Here is a 14,878-nt window from a genome sequence, read left to right as displayed (position 1 = left end):
TTTAAAAGAGTTTTTTGAAGCTTAGAATTGAAAATAAAAGTATGCAACGCCCCGTTTTAAACCAAAGGTTCAAAAACGCCGAGTTTTCGTAGGTCCTCTTTTCTGTTCACATTGAAGAAACTCTCCCTCCACTCCGCCGGGAGCTCCTCTATCGGCAGATGGCAGGTGTTGATTTTTTCTATAGCCTTCTTTATCATGTACTCCCCGCGGGATATCTGCTCCTCAAGGACCTTCCGGAAGTCTTTAGAATACGCCGCGTGAAGGGGTTCTATGTACCCATTGCTCCAGCGTGGAACACAGGCGGCCTTTCCACTCTTCTTGAATTCGCGGACTATGTAGTCGATGAACTCCGGGACGAGCGTGGGCATATCTCCTGCAACAACGAAAGAATCCCCAAGGCATAGGGTCATAAATATACCTCCAATTGGGCCAACGAGAAGCTCATCAACGAGAACCTGGTAGCCAAAGGTTTTCAGCTTTTCAGCGTTTTCGGGGGAAGCAACAATAACAATCTCGTCTATTTCATCCGCTGATTCAAGTCTCTCAATTGTATGAAGGATCAATGGCTTTCCGTCAATTCTGTACAGAAGTTTGTTTCCACCAAAGCGCTTTGACCTGCCTCCCGCTAGAACCGCTCCGATCAATTCCTTCCCTCCACGTTGGTGCTTTAGTGTGCCTGAAGAATATAAAAAAAGGATTAAAGGCCCATCTTCAGCTTTGCCGCGTATTCCAGTGCCGTCTGGATGTAGAGCTTGTAGTCCATGGCCTGGCTTACAGCGGGGTTGATGTAGTGTTCGATGATGTATGGTGCGAAGAGTCCAAGCAGCAGGCAGGTGACTGCCAGTATCAGCAGAACCCCGCTCATGCTGCCATACTCCCTGACGGTCGCCTTCTCCTTGGGCTTGCCGAGCCAGATCTCCTGGAACACTCTAACGTAAGCCACCAGTGCAATCACAGAGCTCAGCACGAGGACCAGGGCCAGGGCAGGGCTCTCCTCCATGAAGGCGTTGAAGAGCAGTAACTTGCTGAAGAACACGTTGAATGGCGGGATTCCGACGAGGCTGAGGGTTGCTATGGCCAGGCCGAAGGTGGCAACGGGCATCTGCCTGCCGAGGCCTGCCAGGTCTGAGATGTCCCTTGAGCCGACCGCGTGGATAAAGGCACCCGCCGCGAGGAAGAGGAGGGCCTTGGCGATTGCGTGGTTAATGATGTGGAAAGCCGCTGCCTGAAGTGCCAGCTGGGTTCCAACGCCAACCGCCATCGCCAGATAACCCATGTGCATTACCGTTGAATACGCGATGAGCTTCTTCACGTCGCGCTGGACGTTCATCATGAGGGCACCGAAGAGTGCCGAAACCGCACCCAGGACTATCAGGATAACGCTGAGGGTGTGGATAACCCCACCGAGCGAACCGCTGACTTCGCCGCCGTAGACCGTGTAGAGGAATCTAATGAGTGCGTAAATTCCGACGTTGACGACCAGTCCAGAGAGTACGGCTGAGATTGGGCTCGGCGCTGCTGGGTGGGCTTCCGGAAGCCAGAAGTGGTTCGGGGCTATTGCGGCCTTTATGAGGAACGCCCAGGTTGCCAAGGCCAAGGCAACGCCTGAAGCTATCGCGATATTGCCGTAGGTGGTGCCCGCTATCGGGAAGCTCAATCCGTGGATTAATGCGCTCAAGTTGGCCATGTTCAATGTTCCAAACGCCCCGTAGAGTGCCCCAAGCGCGAGGAAGTACATGGTCGTTCCGAGAGCGCCGATAAAGGCGTACTTCAGACCGGCGCAGATTGAATCGCCCCTGTCCCTGTAGAACATGACGAGGGCGTATGCTGCTATGCTTGTGACCTCTATCATGACGAAGAGGTTGAAGGCGTCACCGGTGAGTAAAACGCCCAGCAGTCCGGCCTCAAGGCCGAGGTAGAGCGTGTAGTACCACTCTAAGCCCTCCTCGTGCTCCAGGTAGCGGTAGCTGTAGATTGCAATGAGGAACATTAGCGCGGCAGTAACCAGGGCGAAGAGGGCGCTCATCCTGTCAACTTCATATATTATTCCCACTGGGGCGGCCCAACCGCCGAAAGTGTAGATTAAAGGCTTGCTGGAGTTATAAACTTGTCTGAAAAGCTCGTAGGAGGCGAGTAAAGTCAAGCCCGTGCCTATTAGGGCGTAAGCTTGAGTCACCTTCCTGTTGCCCTTGACTATTATTGACGTGAGCGGGAGAGCAAAGGCGAAGAGTATTGGTATCACAGGGGTGAGTCCCACGATGTCCATTTTTCACCACCTCACTCGAATATTTTCTTCGCGTATTTCTCAAAGTCGGCGGAGATCTCACTTCTAGCTTCTTCTGGGTCTTCCGTGCTCGTGTCAATCCAGTTCACGTAGAGGTACTTCTCGTCCATGTCCACCACAACGGTTCCGGGCGTGTTGGTTATGGAGTTCGCCACGAGGGTCTTGGCGTACTCGGTCTTCACGTCGATAGGCACTTTGACTATTCCGGGCTCGACGTTTCCTGTAATGATTCTGAGCATCACGTCAATGTGGCTTTTGACTTCGGCGACCAGCATGTACCAGATGAAGTAGGCGCCAAGCCAGAGCCACCTGGCCGGATTCAGCGCTTTAGCGTCGTTCTTCACGAGGAACTTGCCCGCTAGCAGTCCTACGGCAATTGCGATGATGGCTCCAGTTGCCAAATCGTAGGGCGTTGCGGAGCCAGTGAACAGGATGTAGGTAATGAACGCGAGCAGTGCGGTGGGAATCACACCCCTCATATCTTCTCACCCTCCAGCGGCGATGAGCGTTTTACACCTATTTCCCTCGCGTCGAGCGTGCCATAGAGCCTGTAAATCTGAACGATTGCGAAGGCTATCAGCACGTTAACTGCCATTCCAATGACGACGGCGGTAATCACCAGCGCCTGGGGGAGAGGGTCAACCGCGGCGCTCAGGAAGCTCCCTAGTGCGCTCTTCTCAAGGCTCGGGAGGATCGGGGGAGCCGTCGGATAGGTCAGGCGGTAGCCGAGCATGACCACGAGCAGGTTCGCGGTGTCACCGATGATAGTCAGTGCTATGAGCTTCTTGACGAGGTTGGGCCTTCTGGCAATTCCGTAGAGGCCGATGAGCAGTGTCGTCATGAGTGAAATTACCACGAGGCTCCAGAGGAAGCCTATCATCTCCTCACCCCCAGGATTTTCTTGAATTTCTCCTCCGGAATCGCCAGGAGGAGGAACACTGCTGTAAAGCCAGCCCCAACTGCGAGGAACTCGAAGAAGTTGTAGTAAATCAGCGAACCGCCAATGAGCTGGCCGTTGATCTCTGCAGGGAATATCGGCTGGTTCTGCATTATGTAGCTCCCGCTGAGGAGTGGAACTAACGCCACTAACGCTATTCCCAGGAGTCCGATAGAACGCAGGATTAACGCCCTGGTCTTGTCTAAGCCATTGTTTTCGAGGGCGTACTTAGAGTAGGCTGCAATTATCAGCAATGGGGCAACTGCTAAAGCCGAGCCACCCTGGAAGCCACCACCGGGCGTTAAGTGACCGTGCAGGGCTATCGAAGCCGAAACGGCAAGGATCATCGCAACGATAACCTTTGTAACCGTCCTAATCGGCAGGGGGAGTGGTTCCATCTGCGTTGGCTCCGTTTTAACCTCTTTCTCCTGCTCCCTGGTGAGCCTGAAGACGGTCAGGCTGCCTATTATTGCGAGGAAGAACACCGCGGTCTCGAAGAGCGTGTCAATGCCACGGTAGTCCCAGAGGATTGAGGTGATAACCTCCGGGCTTTTGGCCGAGTAATCTCCGAAATAGCTGTTTTCAAGGTAGAACTCACCGAGGGGCCTGACGTCCTCTGGCTGGGGGACTTGGAAGACATAGGCCAGCGTGATGACCGCGGCGAGCAGGAGGATGAGCGTGACCCAGCGCTTCATTCACACCACCTCGTACCTTTCGGTCTTGCTTATCACGAAGACGAGCAGGGCAGAGTAGATTCCTACAGCTATGGCAACGTATGCCAGGACAATGTCCGGCGCCATCAGGATGTAGAAGGCTATGGCGTAAGCTATTGCCTGCACGGCGGAAAATCCTACCGCCTTGAGCAGGTCCTTCTCTGTGATGGCCAGGTAGGAGAAGACCATGCCGAGGACTGCGACGGTAGCTAAGATCAGCAGGTGGATTTCAATCATTGCCCCTCACCTCTGCCAGGTGGTCGACCTTTGGCTTCCACTCCACGAGCTTGGCCTTATGGGCAGCGTAGGCTAGTGCAGTAGCTCCCGCTGGCGCTGCGAGGAGGACGATTATCCCCGTGATGAAGCTGGCCCCGGCTATTGCATACCTGTGGGGGAGGAAGTCCGCACCGAGGGCAAGCAGAGCAACGCCAAAGAGGGGAACCACCGCTCCGCCAATCGTTCCAACTGTTGCAGCGTGCAGCCTAACGTAGAAGTTCGGGAAGCGAAGTAAGCCTATGGCTCCAAAGAGGTCGCAGATGCCGCCGATGATTATCATGACTGCTCCAAGGTAGAAGAGTATCTCGCTCATGCTCCCACCTCCCCCCTAGCCAAGTGCTTGGCGACGTAGATGTCCAGCAGGTACGCCCAGAGGGCGAGTGTTATTGCACCGCTTACGAGGAAGGTGGACTTGAAGTAGACTGCCAAGATCGCCATAAAGGCTGCGATATCAAAGCTCATACAGTCCACTGCGAGGATAACATCCGGAATACTCGGCCCTTTAAAGGCCCTAACGGCATAGATGACGAACGCGGCTATGTAGAGGGGAATGATGAACTTCATGAGCGTCATGAACGTGCTTTCGAGCATTTTTCTCACCTCTCACGATGGATGGAAAAAGGAAAAAGTCGTCAGGCCAGCTTGGCCTTCTTGTAGAGGACGAAGGCACCGACGATGTAGTAGGCCGAGAGCACCAGCGGGACGAGGTACATGGCACCCTTGCCGAGGGCCTTGTCGAGGGCTATGCCAATTCCTGCGGGGATGAGGGTCGCGACGGCCCAGAAGGCCATGAAGACGACGAAGAAGTCGATGATTTCCTTGATCATCCTGTCCGTGGTCAGCTCTGGGTGGCTGAGGTACCAGTAGTAGAAGGCCACGAAGAGGAAGCCACCGACGGCGTTACCGAAGGTTACTGGGATTACGTTGTGGAAGAACTGGGTCCAGGTTATGGCGTAGTCGCTGAGGAGTATGCCCGTTGGAATGGCCCACATGTTGGCTATGGCGTGCTCGAAGCCTATGGCAACGAAGGCGAAGATCGGGAACCATATGGCGAGTATCTTGCCGGCACCGTCCTGAACCCTGGCTGACTGCCATATTGCGACGTTGACGAGCCAGTTACAGCCGATACCGAGGAAGAACAACGCCAGTATGTCCTTTGAGACCTTGCCGGTAGCTATGCCTACCGTGACCTGACCGAAGGTGTTCGGGTCTCCGACGTGGCCGAAGAGCCCGGTCAGCGGAACGGCCAGGAGCGCGAGGAATATCGAGCCTATGAAGTTTCCACCGTAGCTTCCGAACCAGTTGTAGAGGACGCACTTGAAGTCGGCGTAGCCCTTCGCCTTAGCCGAGCTGAGGAACTGGACGTTTCCTGTCCAGAGGTCGGCTCCAGCTAAGATAACCGCTATGAGGCCGACCGGGAAGACCGCACCGAGGAGTATCTTAAAGGTGGATATGTTGCCGGTGTCTGGGAAGAGCTTCGGGCTGTATCCGGCAGAGGCAACCACCGCCAGGAGGAATCCGAAGGCGATAAAGGCTCCCGCCATAAAGCCGGCGAAGAGCAGCCTACCCGGGGTTGTCTTAAACTTGGGGGTGGCCTTCTTCGCCACGGCCTCAAATGTCGTGTCTACTCCATACAGGATTTTTTCCTTTGTCTCAGCCATCCAATTCACCTCCTCTCTATTTTGAGCCTTTCATTCTCCCTAAGGCCCCGGAGGGCCTCCAAGATGAGCCGCCTATCCCCCTCATCCAGCTCTTCGAAGGGAATCAGGGGAGCATCGGCGAGCGTGAAGTATGACCGTTCGAAGGATTTTCTAAGCAGGTGGGCTGCTCTGGGGCTTATCTCCCCGACTATTTCCTCTACCTCGAAGTCTCCCTCCGTGTGGGAGAGAGCACTCGCGATGTAGGTCTTAAACCCAATATACGAACTCTTTACCAGCATCCAGGGCATCCCTGACCCTCCAGTACTCTCTTTCGAGGAGCGCCATGCAGAAGCCCAGTCTAACGTCCCCGCATTTGGCGGCGTAGTCCTTGACGAGCCTGGCCAGCTCCTCTCTGGGGTTCTCGCTCTTCTCGGCCTCTTTAACGAGCTCCATGAAATCCTCGAGGATCTTCTCTCTGTCGAGGTATCCCACGAGGTGCCTGAGCCTCTCCATAAGGGTCAGCCTGATGCGCTCCTCCAGCGGCCCCTCTGGGAGCTTGAAGGGAACCAGCTCATCGCTGTACTCCTGATAGCTGAGCTTCTTCTCGACGAGTCCCACGAGCTGTGCTATGCCGTAGATTATCTCCTCCGGCCTCGGTGGGCAGCCGGGGATGTAGATGACCGGGCCGACCTTCTCGCCCTCGTCCCTCAAGTCAGCGATGAGCTCTGCTATACCTCCCCTCCGTGGATACTCGCTTCCCTCCCTGCCGCTCTCGGGCCTTCTGTAGACTGGATAGCCGTTGTAGAATATTCCTCCGCTGCAGGTGCACGTTCCGATGGCGACTATCACCCTCGGCTCCGGCGGCATCGCCTTTATGGTCTCCTTGGCGCCGTAGTAGGCCTGCCTCGTGAGTGGACCCGAGACGAGGAGCGCATGGGCATGTCTCGGTGAGCCAACTAGCTTGATTCCAAAGCGCTCGACGTCGTAGAACGGTGTAAGCACGTCGATTATCTCGATGTCACAGCCGTTGCACGAGCCGGTGTTGAGGTGGAAAACCCATATGGAGCGGAGCTTCGGCTTTCCGCTCATAGAACCACCTCCTTGCTGGCTTCTATGGTTCCATCAACTGTCCCTTTCCTCCTGCAGTCCCTGCAGAGCCAGACCTTCTCTTCCAGAGCCTCCTCCTCGATGATCTCCTCGGGGAGAATCTGGAGGGCCTTCTTCACCTGCCTCTCAGTGAAGTCGGCGTACCTGCCGCAGTTCTTGCATTTCACGAGCCTGAGCCTAACAACCTCCACGTGGTCCATCCTGTCGGGTGAAGCGGCCTCGAAGAGGTTCGTGAGCTTGATCGCTCCAGTGGGGCAGACCTCCTCACAGCGTGCACAGCGGATGCATCTTCCAATATCAAGGACGATTTCCCTAACTCCTCTGTCGTAGTCGTCTATCCTGAGGAGTGCATCTGGCGGACAGGCGTTAACGCAGGCACCGCAGCCTATACAGAGGGTCGCGTCTATCTGTGGAATTCCCCTGTACTCCGGAGGAGCCTCAAGCTTCACGAAGGGGTACTTCAGCGTCACGGCCATCTCAGACCCTCCTTGAGGCCTTTATGGAAAGTTTGTTGAACTGGGATTCCGTGAGAACCCTAACCTTCCCGCTCTCGACGTCGACTATCTGGACTCTCTCCGTACAGGAGTAGCAGGGGTCTATGCTCGCCACTATAAGCGGGGCGTCGGCTATGGTGTAGCCGCGCATCATGTCTGGAACAGCCGGCAGGTTGTTGTAGGTTGCCGCCCTGGCCCTGTACCTGTAGACCTTGTTGTTCTCGCCGGTCATGACGTAGTGAATGTTCTCGCCCCTCGGTGCCTCGGTCATGCCTATCGCTTCCGAGTAGGGGGGTATCTCCTTGTACTCCGCCAGAATGTCTCCTCCGGGCATCTGGTCGAGGGCCTGCTCTATTATCCAGATGCTCTCGAAAACTTCCTCTATTCTGACGAGGGCCCTCGCCAGAACGTCGCCCTCCTTGTAGACTGGAACCTTGAAGTCGAGGTACTTGTAGGCCGCGTACGGGTGGTCCCTTCTCACGTCGAAGTCCCTTCCGGAGCCCCTGCCAAGGGGTCCATCAACGTCCCACTCCTTGGCGACCTTGTAGGGCAGAACTCCAACGCCTTCAAGGCGCTTTACGAAGGTGCTCGTTGAGATTGCCTCATCGACGAGCTCCTCGAACTCGGTCTTTATCTTCTTGAGAACGTCCTCCAGCAGGGATTTTCTGTACTCCAAAAGGTCTCTCCTAACGCCGCCGACGAGGAGCATTCCGTAGGTCTTTCTGTTGCCCGTCAGCCTTTCTGCGAGCCACATCACGTGCTCCCTTATCTTCCAGGCTTTCATGAAGCCGTAGTCGTAGCCAACGAGGTGGGAGGCTATTCCAAAGTTGAGCAGGTGGCTGTGGAGTCTCTCTATCTCGAGGACTATCGTCCTGATGTACTCGGCTCTCTCGGGAACCTCTATACCTCCGGCGTTCTCAACCGCCTGACAGTAGGCTGTGGAGTGTGTGCAGCCGCAGATTCCACATATTCTCTCCGCTATGAAGCAGACCTGATCGTAGGTTAGCCTTCCCTCGGATATCTTCTCTATGCCCCTGTGGGCGTAGAAGCCGCGGTAGTCAACGTCCACTATGGTCTCTCCCTTCACGTAGAGCCTGAAGTGTGCCGCCTCCTCAAGGGCTACATGATACGGTCCGTAGGGGACTATTATCTCGTCCTTCTTCGGCTCCTTGTAGGGGTAGAACTTCTCCCCTGGCGGGCTGTCCGAGTAGTGGAAGTCCTTCCTGAGCGGGTAGACGCAGGACGGCCAGTCGTCCGGAAGGACGAGCCGCCTCGGGTCGGGGTGGCCTTCGGCGGTGAGGCCGAGCATCTCCATGGCTTCCCTCTCGTACCAGTTCGCGCCCCTGTGCTTGGCCGCTATCGAGGTGAACCTCGGGTCGTCCTCCGGCAGGTAAGCCCTGACGCCGAGGTAGAAGTCACCCGCCTTTCCGTTAACGCTGAGCCAGTAGGTGATGCTGAACTTGCCGTTTAGGGGCCTTTCGTCGGTGGCCACCATTGATGAGAGCTGTGTCTCCTTCCACTCCGGGTGGTCGAGGAAGTAGAGGACTATCTCCGGAAGGTCTTCCCTCTCGACGGTTATGATCCACTGGTTGTAAGCGGCCTGCTTGACGTCCCTTATCTTCTCCCCGAACTTCTCGATAATCTCATCTAAGTACTCCCGCGTTACCTTGGCCTTTTCATCTCCCCGGTGTACGCGCTTCTTTTTCAGAGCCTCGTTAAACTTGATAACTTCAGACATGAGCACCACCTCACCATCCCAGGGAAGCTATCACCAGCGCGACTATTCCCGCAAGGAATATCACCGTGTTCTGCCTGATGGCCTGGATTACCTTCATACGGGCCGTCGTTGACTCTATGATGGCCGACATGGCGTAGAAGATCACCAGGAGTACCAGCTGTGCCGCGAGCGTTACTGCACCGCCGTAGGGCGTCGTGATGTCGACGAACCCCTTCATGACCGGAAGGACTATGAAGCTCGCGAACAGCCATATCAGGGCTACGCGCTTTATCAGCATGGCCCACTTGAAGATTCCAAGCAGCTTTCCGCTGTACTCGACGAGTGGACCCTCGAGTATCTCGGTCTCAGCCTCGGCTATGTCGAAGGGTATGAAGGCGCACTCGGTATAGACGGCGTAGGCGAGGAAGATGAAGGCGAGGACAACGGAGGGTGTGAAGCTGAGGTTGAGTGGAATCCCGCTCACGCTGAGCGAGTGGGTCTTGAGCGCGAGTATGCCTATCGCTATTCCCAGTATCGGCTCCACGCTGAGGATGAGCATCATCTCCCTGTTGGCACCTGCGTTGGAGTAGGTGTTGTTCACGAGGAAGCCCGCCATCATCATCGAGATCGAGAATATCGCCAGCACGTAGAGGAAGACGAAGATGTCCCCTGTGAAGGCCACTGGAACGAAGTTCCCGAAGGGGAGGAGCAGGGCGGCTGAGACGGAGGCTGCGAAGGCCACGTAGGGCGCCAGTATGAAGCCGAGCCTCTCGGTTGGGAGTATGGGCTCCATTGAGAGCAGGCTTGAGAGGTCGTAGTAGGTCTGGAAGACTGGGGGCCCCTGCCTCTCCTGGACGGTAGCCTTGATCTTTCTGCTTATTCCGTCGAGGAGGGGCGGAAGGAGGATGATTATCATCAGTGAAACGGCCGCGAATGCAATTTTTTCGAGCGTCATCTTCACCACCTCACAGCACCATCAGTGCGAGTATAACTGCCAGGATTACCAGGGCTATTGTGAGCGCCGCGTTGGGCTTCATGAAGCCTTCATCGAGGAGCACTCCCGAGACCCTCGCTATTTTGACCAGGGGGGCAAGGAAGTACTCGTCAAAGTATACCTCGGGGCACTTCCTCTCGTATGCCTTGCCGACCCCTGCTATTCCCCTGCTTATGGAATCGCAGGCCTTGTGGAGGGCCGTGGCCGTTGAGACGTATGCATTGGCGACTGCGCCGATCAGGGCCGAGCCGAACTCGCTGAGAACATGGCCGGTGTGGTAGAGCGGGTGGATGTACTCCTCGAAGGGCTCGTAGTAGTTTATCGCCTTGAACTTGTAGTGCTCCATCGCCACGGGCTCACCGAGGGTCCAGGGTCTGTAGGTTTTCTTTGAGACCGGGAAGAGCAGGTACATGCCGAGGAGTATCACGCCGAAGAGTGTCGCAAAGAGTAGCGGTTTGAAGTAGCTTTCTGCTCCCGTCGGCATGAGCGGAGCTTTAATCGTAACAAGCCAGTAGTTTGTGTCCGTCAATCCTGAGACATCTATGCCTGCTAGGGCTGCCCCTGGCGAAAGCAGTATCGGCAGGATGAGGCTTGGAACCAGTCCAAGGAGGAGGCAGAGTGAAGCCAGGAAGCCCTTGGCGATGAGCATCGGGGATGGGACTTCCTCAGCGTCCTTCGTAAACTCCGTCGGTTCTCCTCCAAACGCGGTCGTGTAGAACTTGATGAATGAAGCCAGCGTTGCTGCGCTGATGAAGAGGGCCATCACCCCAAAGAACACTATCAGGCCGTTGCCCGAGAGGAACGTTGTCTGGTATATCATCCACTTGCTCATGAATCCGTTGAACGGAGGAGTTCCAGCTATCGACATTGCGGCTATGAATGTGAAGAGGGCCGTAAAGGGCATCAGCTTGGCTAGACCTCTCAGCTGGTTGAGATCCCTGCTGCGGGTTCTGTAGAATATTGAACCTGTCGACAGGAAGAGCAGTCCCTTGAAGAACGTGTGGTTAACGAGGTGGTACAGACTTGATGCTAGGGCTATGGCTCCGAAGGCTGAGTACATATCTCCCCTGGCTATGAAAACTATCCCAACGCCCATGCCGAGCCAGATGTAGCCTATCTGGCCGATACTGTGATAGGCCAAAAGTCTCTTGGCATCGGTCTGCTTCAACGCGTAGAGGGTTCCAACTGTCAGAGTTACTGTTCCAAGCAGGGCAACTGCATATCCGAAAGTCTCGTTTGGCTTCATGATAAAGCATGTAGTCCTTATCAGGGCATAGACCGCAACCTTCTCCAGTGCTCCAGCCATTAGAGCGGAGACGTTGCTCGGGGCGACCGTATAGGCCTCCGGGGCCCAGAAGTGCAGCGGAACAACACCTGATTTGCTTCCAAAGCCTATCAGGAAGAGGGCGTAGAATACTGGGCTTAGTTTTAAGGCTGCTAGACTCTCAAAGTTAAGCCCCTCGATTGAGCCAACGTCTGCATACAGCAGGGCGATGGCGACTATCAGTGGTAGCGTGCTCACTATGTGCATAGTCACGAAGTACTTCCAGCCGGCTTTTCTGACCTCCTCTTTGTCGCTTTCCCAGATCGTCAGGAGGTACGATGTAAACGTCATGACTTCCCAGAGGAAAATGAACCAGAACATGTTGGCTATTGTGACTATGAGTATCATGGAGAGCATAAACACTGAATATATGGTTATGTACATCCAGCCTCTGCCGGACTTCTCGTAGATTGCCATGTACCCTGGGGAATATATTGACGCTGCAAGTCCGAGGGCGCCGAAGATGAAGCACATTATCAGCGAGAGCCCATCAATCTGGAACGGAATCTGGGCCACTCCTAAGTCATAGGTGAATTCGATGGTCTTCCCGCTGAGGACATCTGGTATTGACGCGAAGGTAAAGGCTAACAGGGCTATGGAGGCTAGAGCCGTGAGTATGTGACCGATGCCGATTGAAGTCTTGAAGCTCCTTCTGAAGGCTAACGCCGCAGGTATGGAGAGGAGATACAGGATGACGGCGATCGTAAAGAGTCCCTCCATCTTCACCACCTCACCCATATGTAGTCACAGATGAACTGGCTCACCAGCGAAAGAACGAGCAGTATCACCACGGAGAGCGCTATACTGCCAGCGAGCTGTCTCTTTGCCTCTGGCCTGCCGTCGCTTATGATGTAGGCGTGGACGACCCTGAGGAACAGTATGAAAGCTATCACCCACTCAATGGCTGTGAAGTATGCCAGGGCTGGGCTGACCGCCAGGAGAGTCTTTATCACGTCGAGCTTGCTCAGGAAGAGGTTGAAGGGTGGAACTCCCTCGAGGGCGAATATCGAGGCTATCATTAATCCCGCCGTGAGGCTGTCGGTGTTCATCATGCCCTTTGTCTTCTCCAGGCTTCTCGTACCGAAGACGTAGAGGAGTGCACCGGTCGAGATGAAGGCCGCCGCCTTCGCGAGTCCATGGGCAACGACGTAGTAGTTGATGCTCTTATCCACCCCTGTAACGCCGAGGAGACCTGCCATGATGAGCAGATACATCCAGCCCATGTTGTCAATGGTGGACCACGCGAAGAGCCTCTTGACGTCGTCCTGGAGGGCGTAGCTGAGTATGGCAGCCAGCATGCTGAGCACTGCCATGGCGCCTATGGCGTAGATTATCCAGCTTGAGACGCTCCATTCCACAGCATCGAGAACCCTAATAGTTCCGTAGAGGCCGAGCTCGACCATGGCACCACTCATCAGGGCCGAGACTGGGCTCGGTGCGGCTGGGTGGGCGTCCGGTAACCAGAAGTGGAGCGGGAAGAGACCAGCCTTAGCTGCAAATCCCAGGAGGAAGAGAGCCACTATAGCGTCACTGTATCCCGTTCCCGTTGTAGCTCCGAAGTTGAACGTACCGTAGGCCGAGTAGTAGAGGGCAATGGCCAGTATCAGCGGGGAAGTGTCGAAGAGGTGCATGGTCACGAAGTACTTCCAGCCGGCCTTCTTGACGCTCTCCTCCGGCCAGTCGTAGATTATCAGGAAGTACGAGGCTAGCGTCATTATCTCCCAGAGGAAGAGGAAGCTGAGCCAGTCCTGAACCATTGGGATGAGGAGCATCGAGACTATGAAGATGGCGAGCGTTGGGTAGTAGGGTATCTTTGGCTTGAAGTCGTAGACTTCGAGGTACCTGAACGATGCCACTAGCGCCGCTATGCCGAGTATCGCTACGTTCAGCACGAAGAACACAGCGGTCCTATCGAGTGAAAAGGTGAGCGTTACGTCGAACATCCCTCACCACCCCACCTTGACGACTAACGGATAGGCTATGTAGGGGGCTATCATCGCCAGCAGGAGCAGGATAATCATCACTGCCTTCATCAGGGGCGTTATCTCGACTTCTTCTCCGCCCTCGCTGAAGACCATGCCGTGTATCCTCTTCAGGGACACCATGAGGAATACTGCCGAGTCTATGAGGAGCAGGACGAACATGGCAATAACGAGGGCGCTCTCCTTCATCGCTTCAGCGTTGCTGAGGATGCCGAGCTTTCCGAAGAACACGCCGAATGGTGGAACGCCCGCTAAACCGAGCAGGGCAAAGGTCCAGCCGTAGCCGACCACAGGGGACTTGATGAGGCCCTTTATCCTGTCCATCTCAAGGGTTCCGAGGGCGTAGCTGAACGTTCCAGCCGTCAGGAAGGCAAGACCCTTGATGTATGCATGGTTGAAGAGCTGGAACATCGAGGCCTGCAGTCCGCCCTGCAACCCGAGGACTGCCGTCGCGAGGGCGACGTACATCAGTCCAGATTCTGCTATCGTCGAGTAGGCGAGCAGTCTCTTCGCGCTCTTCTGGAGGGGATACATCAGGATGCAGATTACCTGCGTGGCTATGATTAGGGCGGCCATGACGTAGAAGCCTTCCTTCGGGATGGGCTGCATGAACTGGATGAACCTTGCGAGCAGGTAGACACCCATCTCGACCATTGCAGCACCGTGGAGGAAGGCGCTCGCCGGTGTCGGGGCGACCATGGCATCTGGCAGCCACGAGTAGAGCGGGAACTGGGCGCTCTTCGTGAATGCCGCTATCATAACTGCTATGAATACAATAAGCTTCAGGTCGTCGGTAAGGTTGGAATATGCGAACAGGCTGAGGTCGTGGAGGCGGGTGATTCCTATCCCAACCGCGGTGTATAGGCCGAGCATCGCACCGAAGTTCGTCACGAGCAGGGCCTTGTAGGCAGCCCTCTTGGCCTTTTTACCCCCGTAATAGCTCACCACACCCCAACAGGCTAGGCTCATGATTTCGAAGAATATCAGCAGCTGGAGGACCGACGAGGAGTAGATGAACGCGAGTGTTGCACCGATGAAGAGAACCATCCATGCGTAGAACCTTCCCTTGCCCTCGTAGACGGGGTGCTCTTTGTTCTCTGGGCTCATGTAGTCCTTTGCGTAGAGCATGAAGAGCAGTCCAGCCGTTATCACGACTAGGCCAACGCACACGCTCATGGGGTCTATCAGGAGGCCGTAGACCTCACCGAAGGTTCCGGAGCTCACCATAGTTTTGTGGATGGAGGGCATCCCCGAGGAATAGAACTCATAAACACCCGCGAGGTTCAGCAGAGTGGCCAGGATGACAGTGATGAGCATGAAATAATCTGCCTTCTTACCATCGAGTTTGAATAGCAGGAGCCCGCCAACCAATGGAATTGAAAAGGAAAGAACGAAAAGCTCCTCCATGCT

The 14,878-nt window shown here is 55.4% G+C and carries 17 protein-coding genes; all 17 read right to left on the bottom strand.

Translation table 11 applies throughout. The features are described 5' to 3' along the window. Positions 1-56: 56 nt before the first annotated feature. Genes mobA through E3E23_RS06015 form a run of 17 tightly spaced genes read right to left on the bottom strand, consistent with a single transcriptional unit; the run spans position 57 to position 14,875 of the window. The gene (gene mobA, locus E3E23_RS06095; RefSeq protein ID WP_167907192.1) at positions 57-644 is read right to left on the bottom strand and encodes a molybdenum cofactor guanylyltransferase MobA; all 588 of its coding nucleotides are present in this window, start codon (positions 642-644) and stop codon (positions 57-59) included. Positions 645-697: 53 nt separating this feature from the next. Then, positions 698-2,266: a proton-conducting transporter membrane subunit gene (locus E3E23_RS06090; RefSeq protein ID WP_167907191.1), complete on the bottom strand. Its 1,569-nt coding sequence runs from the start codon at positions 2,264-2,266 to the stop codon at positions 698-700. 11 nt (positions 2,267-2,277) lie between these two features. After that, positions 2,278-2,763, bottom strand: coding sequence for a Na+/H+ antiporter subunit E (locus tag E3E23_RS06085; RefSeq protein WP_167907189.1), 486 nt, complete (start codon positions 2,761-2,763; stop codon positions 2,278-2,280). Next, positions 2,760-3,164: a Na+/H+ antiporter subunit C gene (locus E3E23_RS06080; RefSeq protein WP_012572540.1), complete on the bottom strand. Its 405-nt coding sequence runs from the start codon at positions 3,162-3,164 to the stop codon at positions 2,760-2,762. Before E3E23_RS06080 ends, E3E23_RS06085 begins: the two co-directional genes overlap by 4 nt. After that, on the bottom strand, positions 3,161-3,916 hold the full coding sequence (locus E3E23_RS06075; RefSeq protein WP_167907188.1) for an MnhB domain-containing protein: 756 nt from the start codon (positions 3,914-3,916) through the stop codon (positions 3,161-3,163). Before E3E23_RS06075 ends, E3E23_RS06080 begins: the two co-directional genes overlap by 4 nt. After that, the gene (locus E3E23_RS06070) at positions 3,917-4,171 is read right to left on the bottom strand and encodes a hydrogenase subunit MbhD domain-containing protein (RefSeq protein ID WP_068665210.1); all 255 of its coding nucleotides are present in this window, start codon (positions 4,169-4,171) and stop codon (positions 3,917-3,919) included. It abuts the gene before it with no gap. Further along, the gene (mnhG, locus tag E3E23_RS06065) at positions 4,164-4,523 is read right to left on the bottom strand and encodes a monovalent cation/H(+) antiporter subunit G (protein WP_167907187.1); all 360 of its coding nucleotides are present in this window, start codon (positions 4,521-4,523) and stop codon (positions 4,164-4,166) included. The genes E3E23_RS06070 and mnhG overlap by 8 nt, the downstream gene beginning before the upstream one ends. Further along, positions 4,520-4,801 carry a monovalent cation/H+ antiporter complex subunit F gene (locus tag E3E23_RS06060; RefSeq protein ID WP_167907185.1) on the bottom strand — a complete coding sequence of 94 codons (282 nt, stop codon included), beginning with the start codon at positions 4,799-4,801 and terminating at the stop codon, positions 4,520-4,522. The genes mnhG and E3E23_RS06060 overlap by 4 nt, the downstream gene beginning before the upstream one ends. 41 nt (positions 4,802-4,842) lie before the next feature. Continuing rightward, positions 4,843-5,871: a formate/nitrite transporter family protein gene (locus tag E3E23_RS06055; RefSeq protein WP_167907180.1), complete on the bottom strand. Its 1,029-nt coding sequence runs from the start codon at positions 5,869-5,871 to the stop codon at positions 4,843-4,845. A 5-nt stretch (positions 5,872-5,876) separates the two neighbouring features. Continuing rightward, a complete protein-coding gene (locus E3E23_RS06050; protein ID WP_167907178.1) occupies positions 5,877-6,158 on the bottom strand; it encodes a hypothetical protein in 282 nt (93 codons plus the stop codon). Continuing rightward, entirely contained in the window at positions 6,118-6,939 is an 822-nt protein-coding gene (locus tag E3E23_RS06045; protein WP_167907176.1) for an NADH-quinone oxidoreductase subunit B family protein, read from the bottom strand. Before E3E23_RS06045 ends, E3E23_RS06050 begins: the two co-directional genes overlap by 41 nt. After that, the gene (locus E3E23_RS06040) at positions 6,936-7,433 is read right to left on the bottom strand and encodes a 4Fe-4S dicluster domain-containing protein (RefSeq protein ID WP_167907174.1); all 498 of its coding nucleotides are present in this window, start codon (positions 7,431-7,433) and stop codon (positions 6,936-6,938) included. Before E3E23_RS06040 ends, E3E23_RS06045 begins: the two co-directional genes overlap by 4 nt. A gap of 1 nt (position 7,434) precedes the next feature. Further along, a complete protein-coding gene (locus E3E23_RS06035) occupies positions 7,435-9,189 on the bottom strand; it encodes an NADH-quinone oxidoreductase subunit C (RefSeq protein WP_167907172.1) in 1,755 nt (584 codons plus the stop codon). 10 nt (positions 9,190-9,199) lie between these two features. Next, a complete protein-coding gene (locus E3E23_RS06030) occupies positions 9,200-10,123 on the bottom strand; it encodes a respiratory chain complex I subunit 1 family protein (RefSeq protein WP_167907170.1) in 924 nt (307 codons plus the stop codon). A gap of 10 nt (positions 10,124-10,133) precedes the next feature. After that, on the bottom strand, positions 10,134-12,206 hold the full coding sequence (locus E3E23_RS06025) for a proton-conducting transporter membrane subunit (protein ID WP_167907168.1): 2,073 nt from the start codon (positions 12,204-12,206) through the stop codon (positions 10,134-10,136). Between the two features lie 2 nt (positions 12,207-12,208). Further along, positions 12,209-13,429: a complex I subunit 5 family protein gene (locus tag E3E23_RS06020; protein WP_167907166.1), complete on the bottom strand. Its 1,221-nt coding sequence runs from the start codon at positions 13,427-13,429 to the stop codon at positions 12,209-12,211. Between the two features lie 3 nt (positions 13,430-13,432). Then, the gene (locus tag E3E23_RS06015) at positions 13,433-14,875 is read right to left on the bottom strand and encodes a hydrogenase 4 subunit D (protein WP_167907164.1); all 1,443 of its coding nucleotides are present in this window, start codon (positions 14,873-14,875) and stop codon (positions 13,433-13,435) included. Between the last annotated feature and the right edge of the window lie 3 nt (positions 14,876-14,878).

The sequence above is a fragment of the Thermococcus sp. CX2 genome, assembly GCF_012027555.1.
GTDB lineage: Archaea > Methanobacteriota_B > Thermococci > Thermococcales > Thermococcaceae > Thermococcus.
Note: the sequence above shows the minus strand (reverse complement) of the source record. Positions and strands in the feature narration are given on the sequence as shown.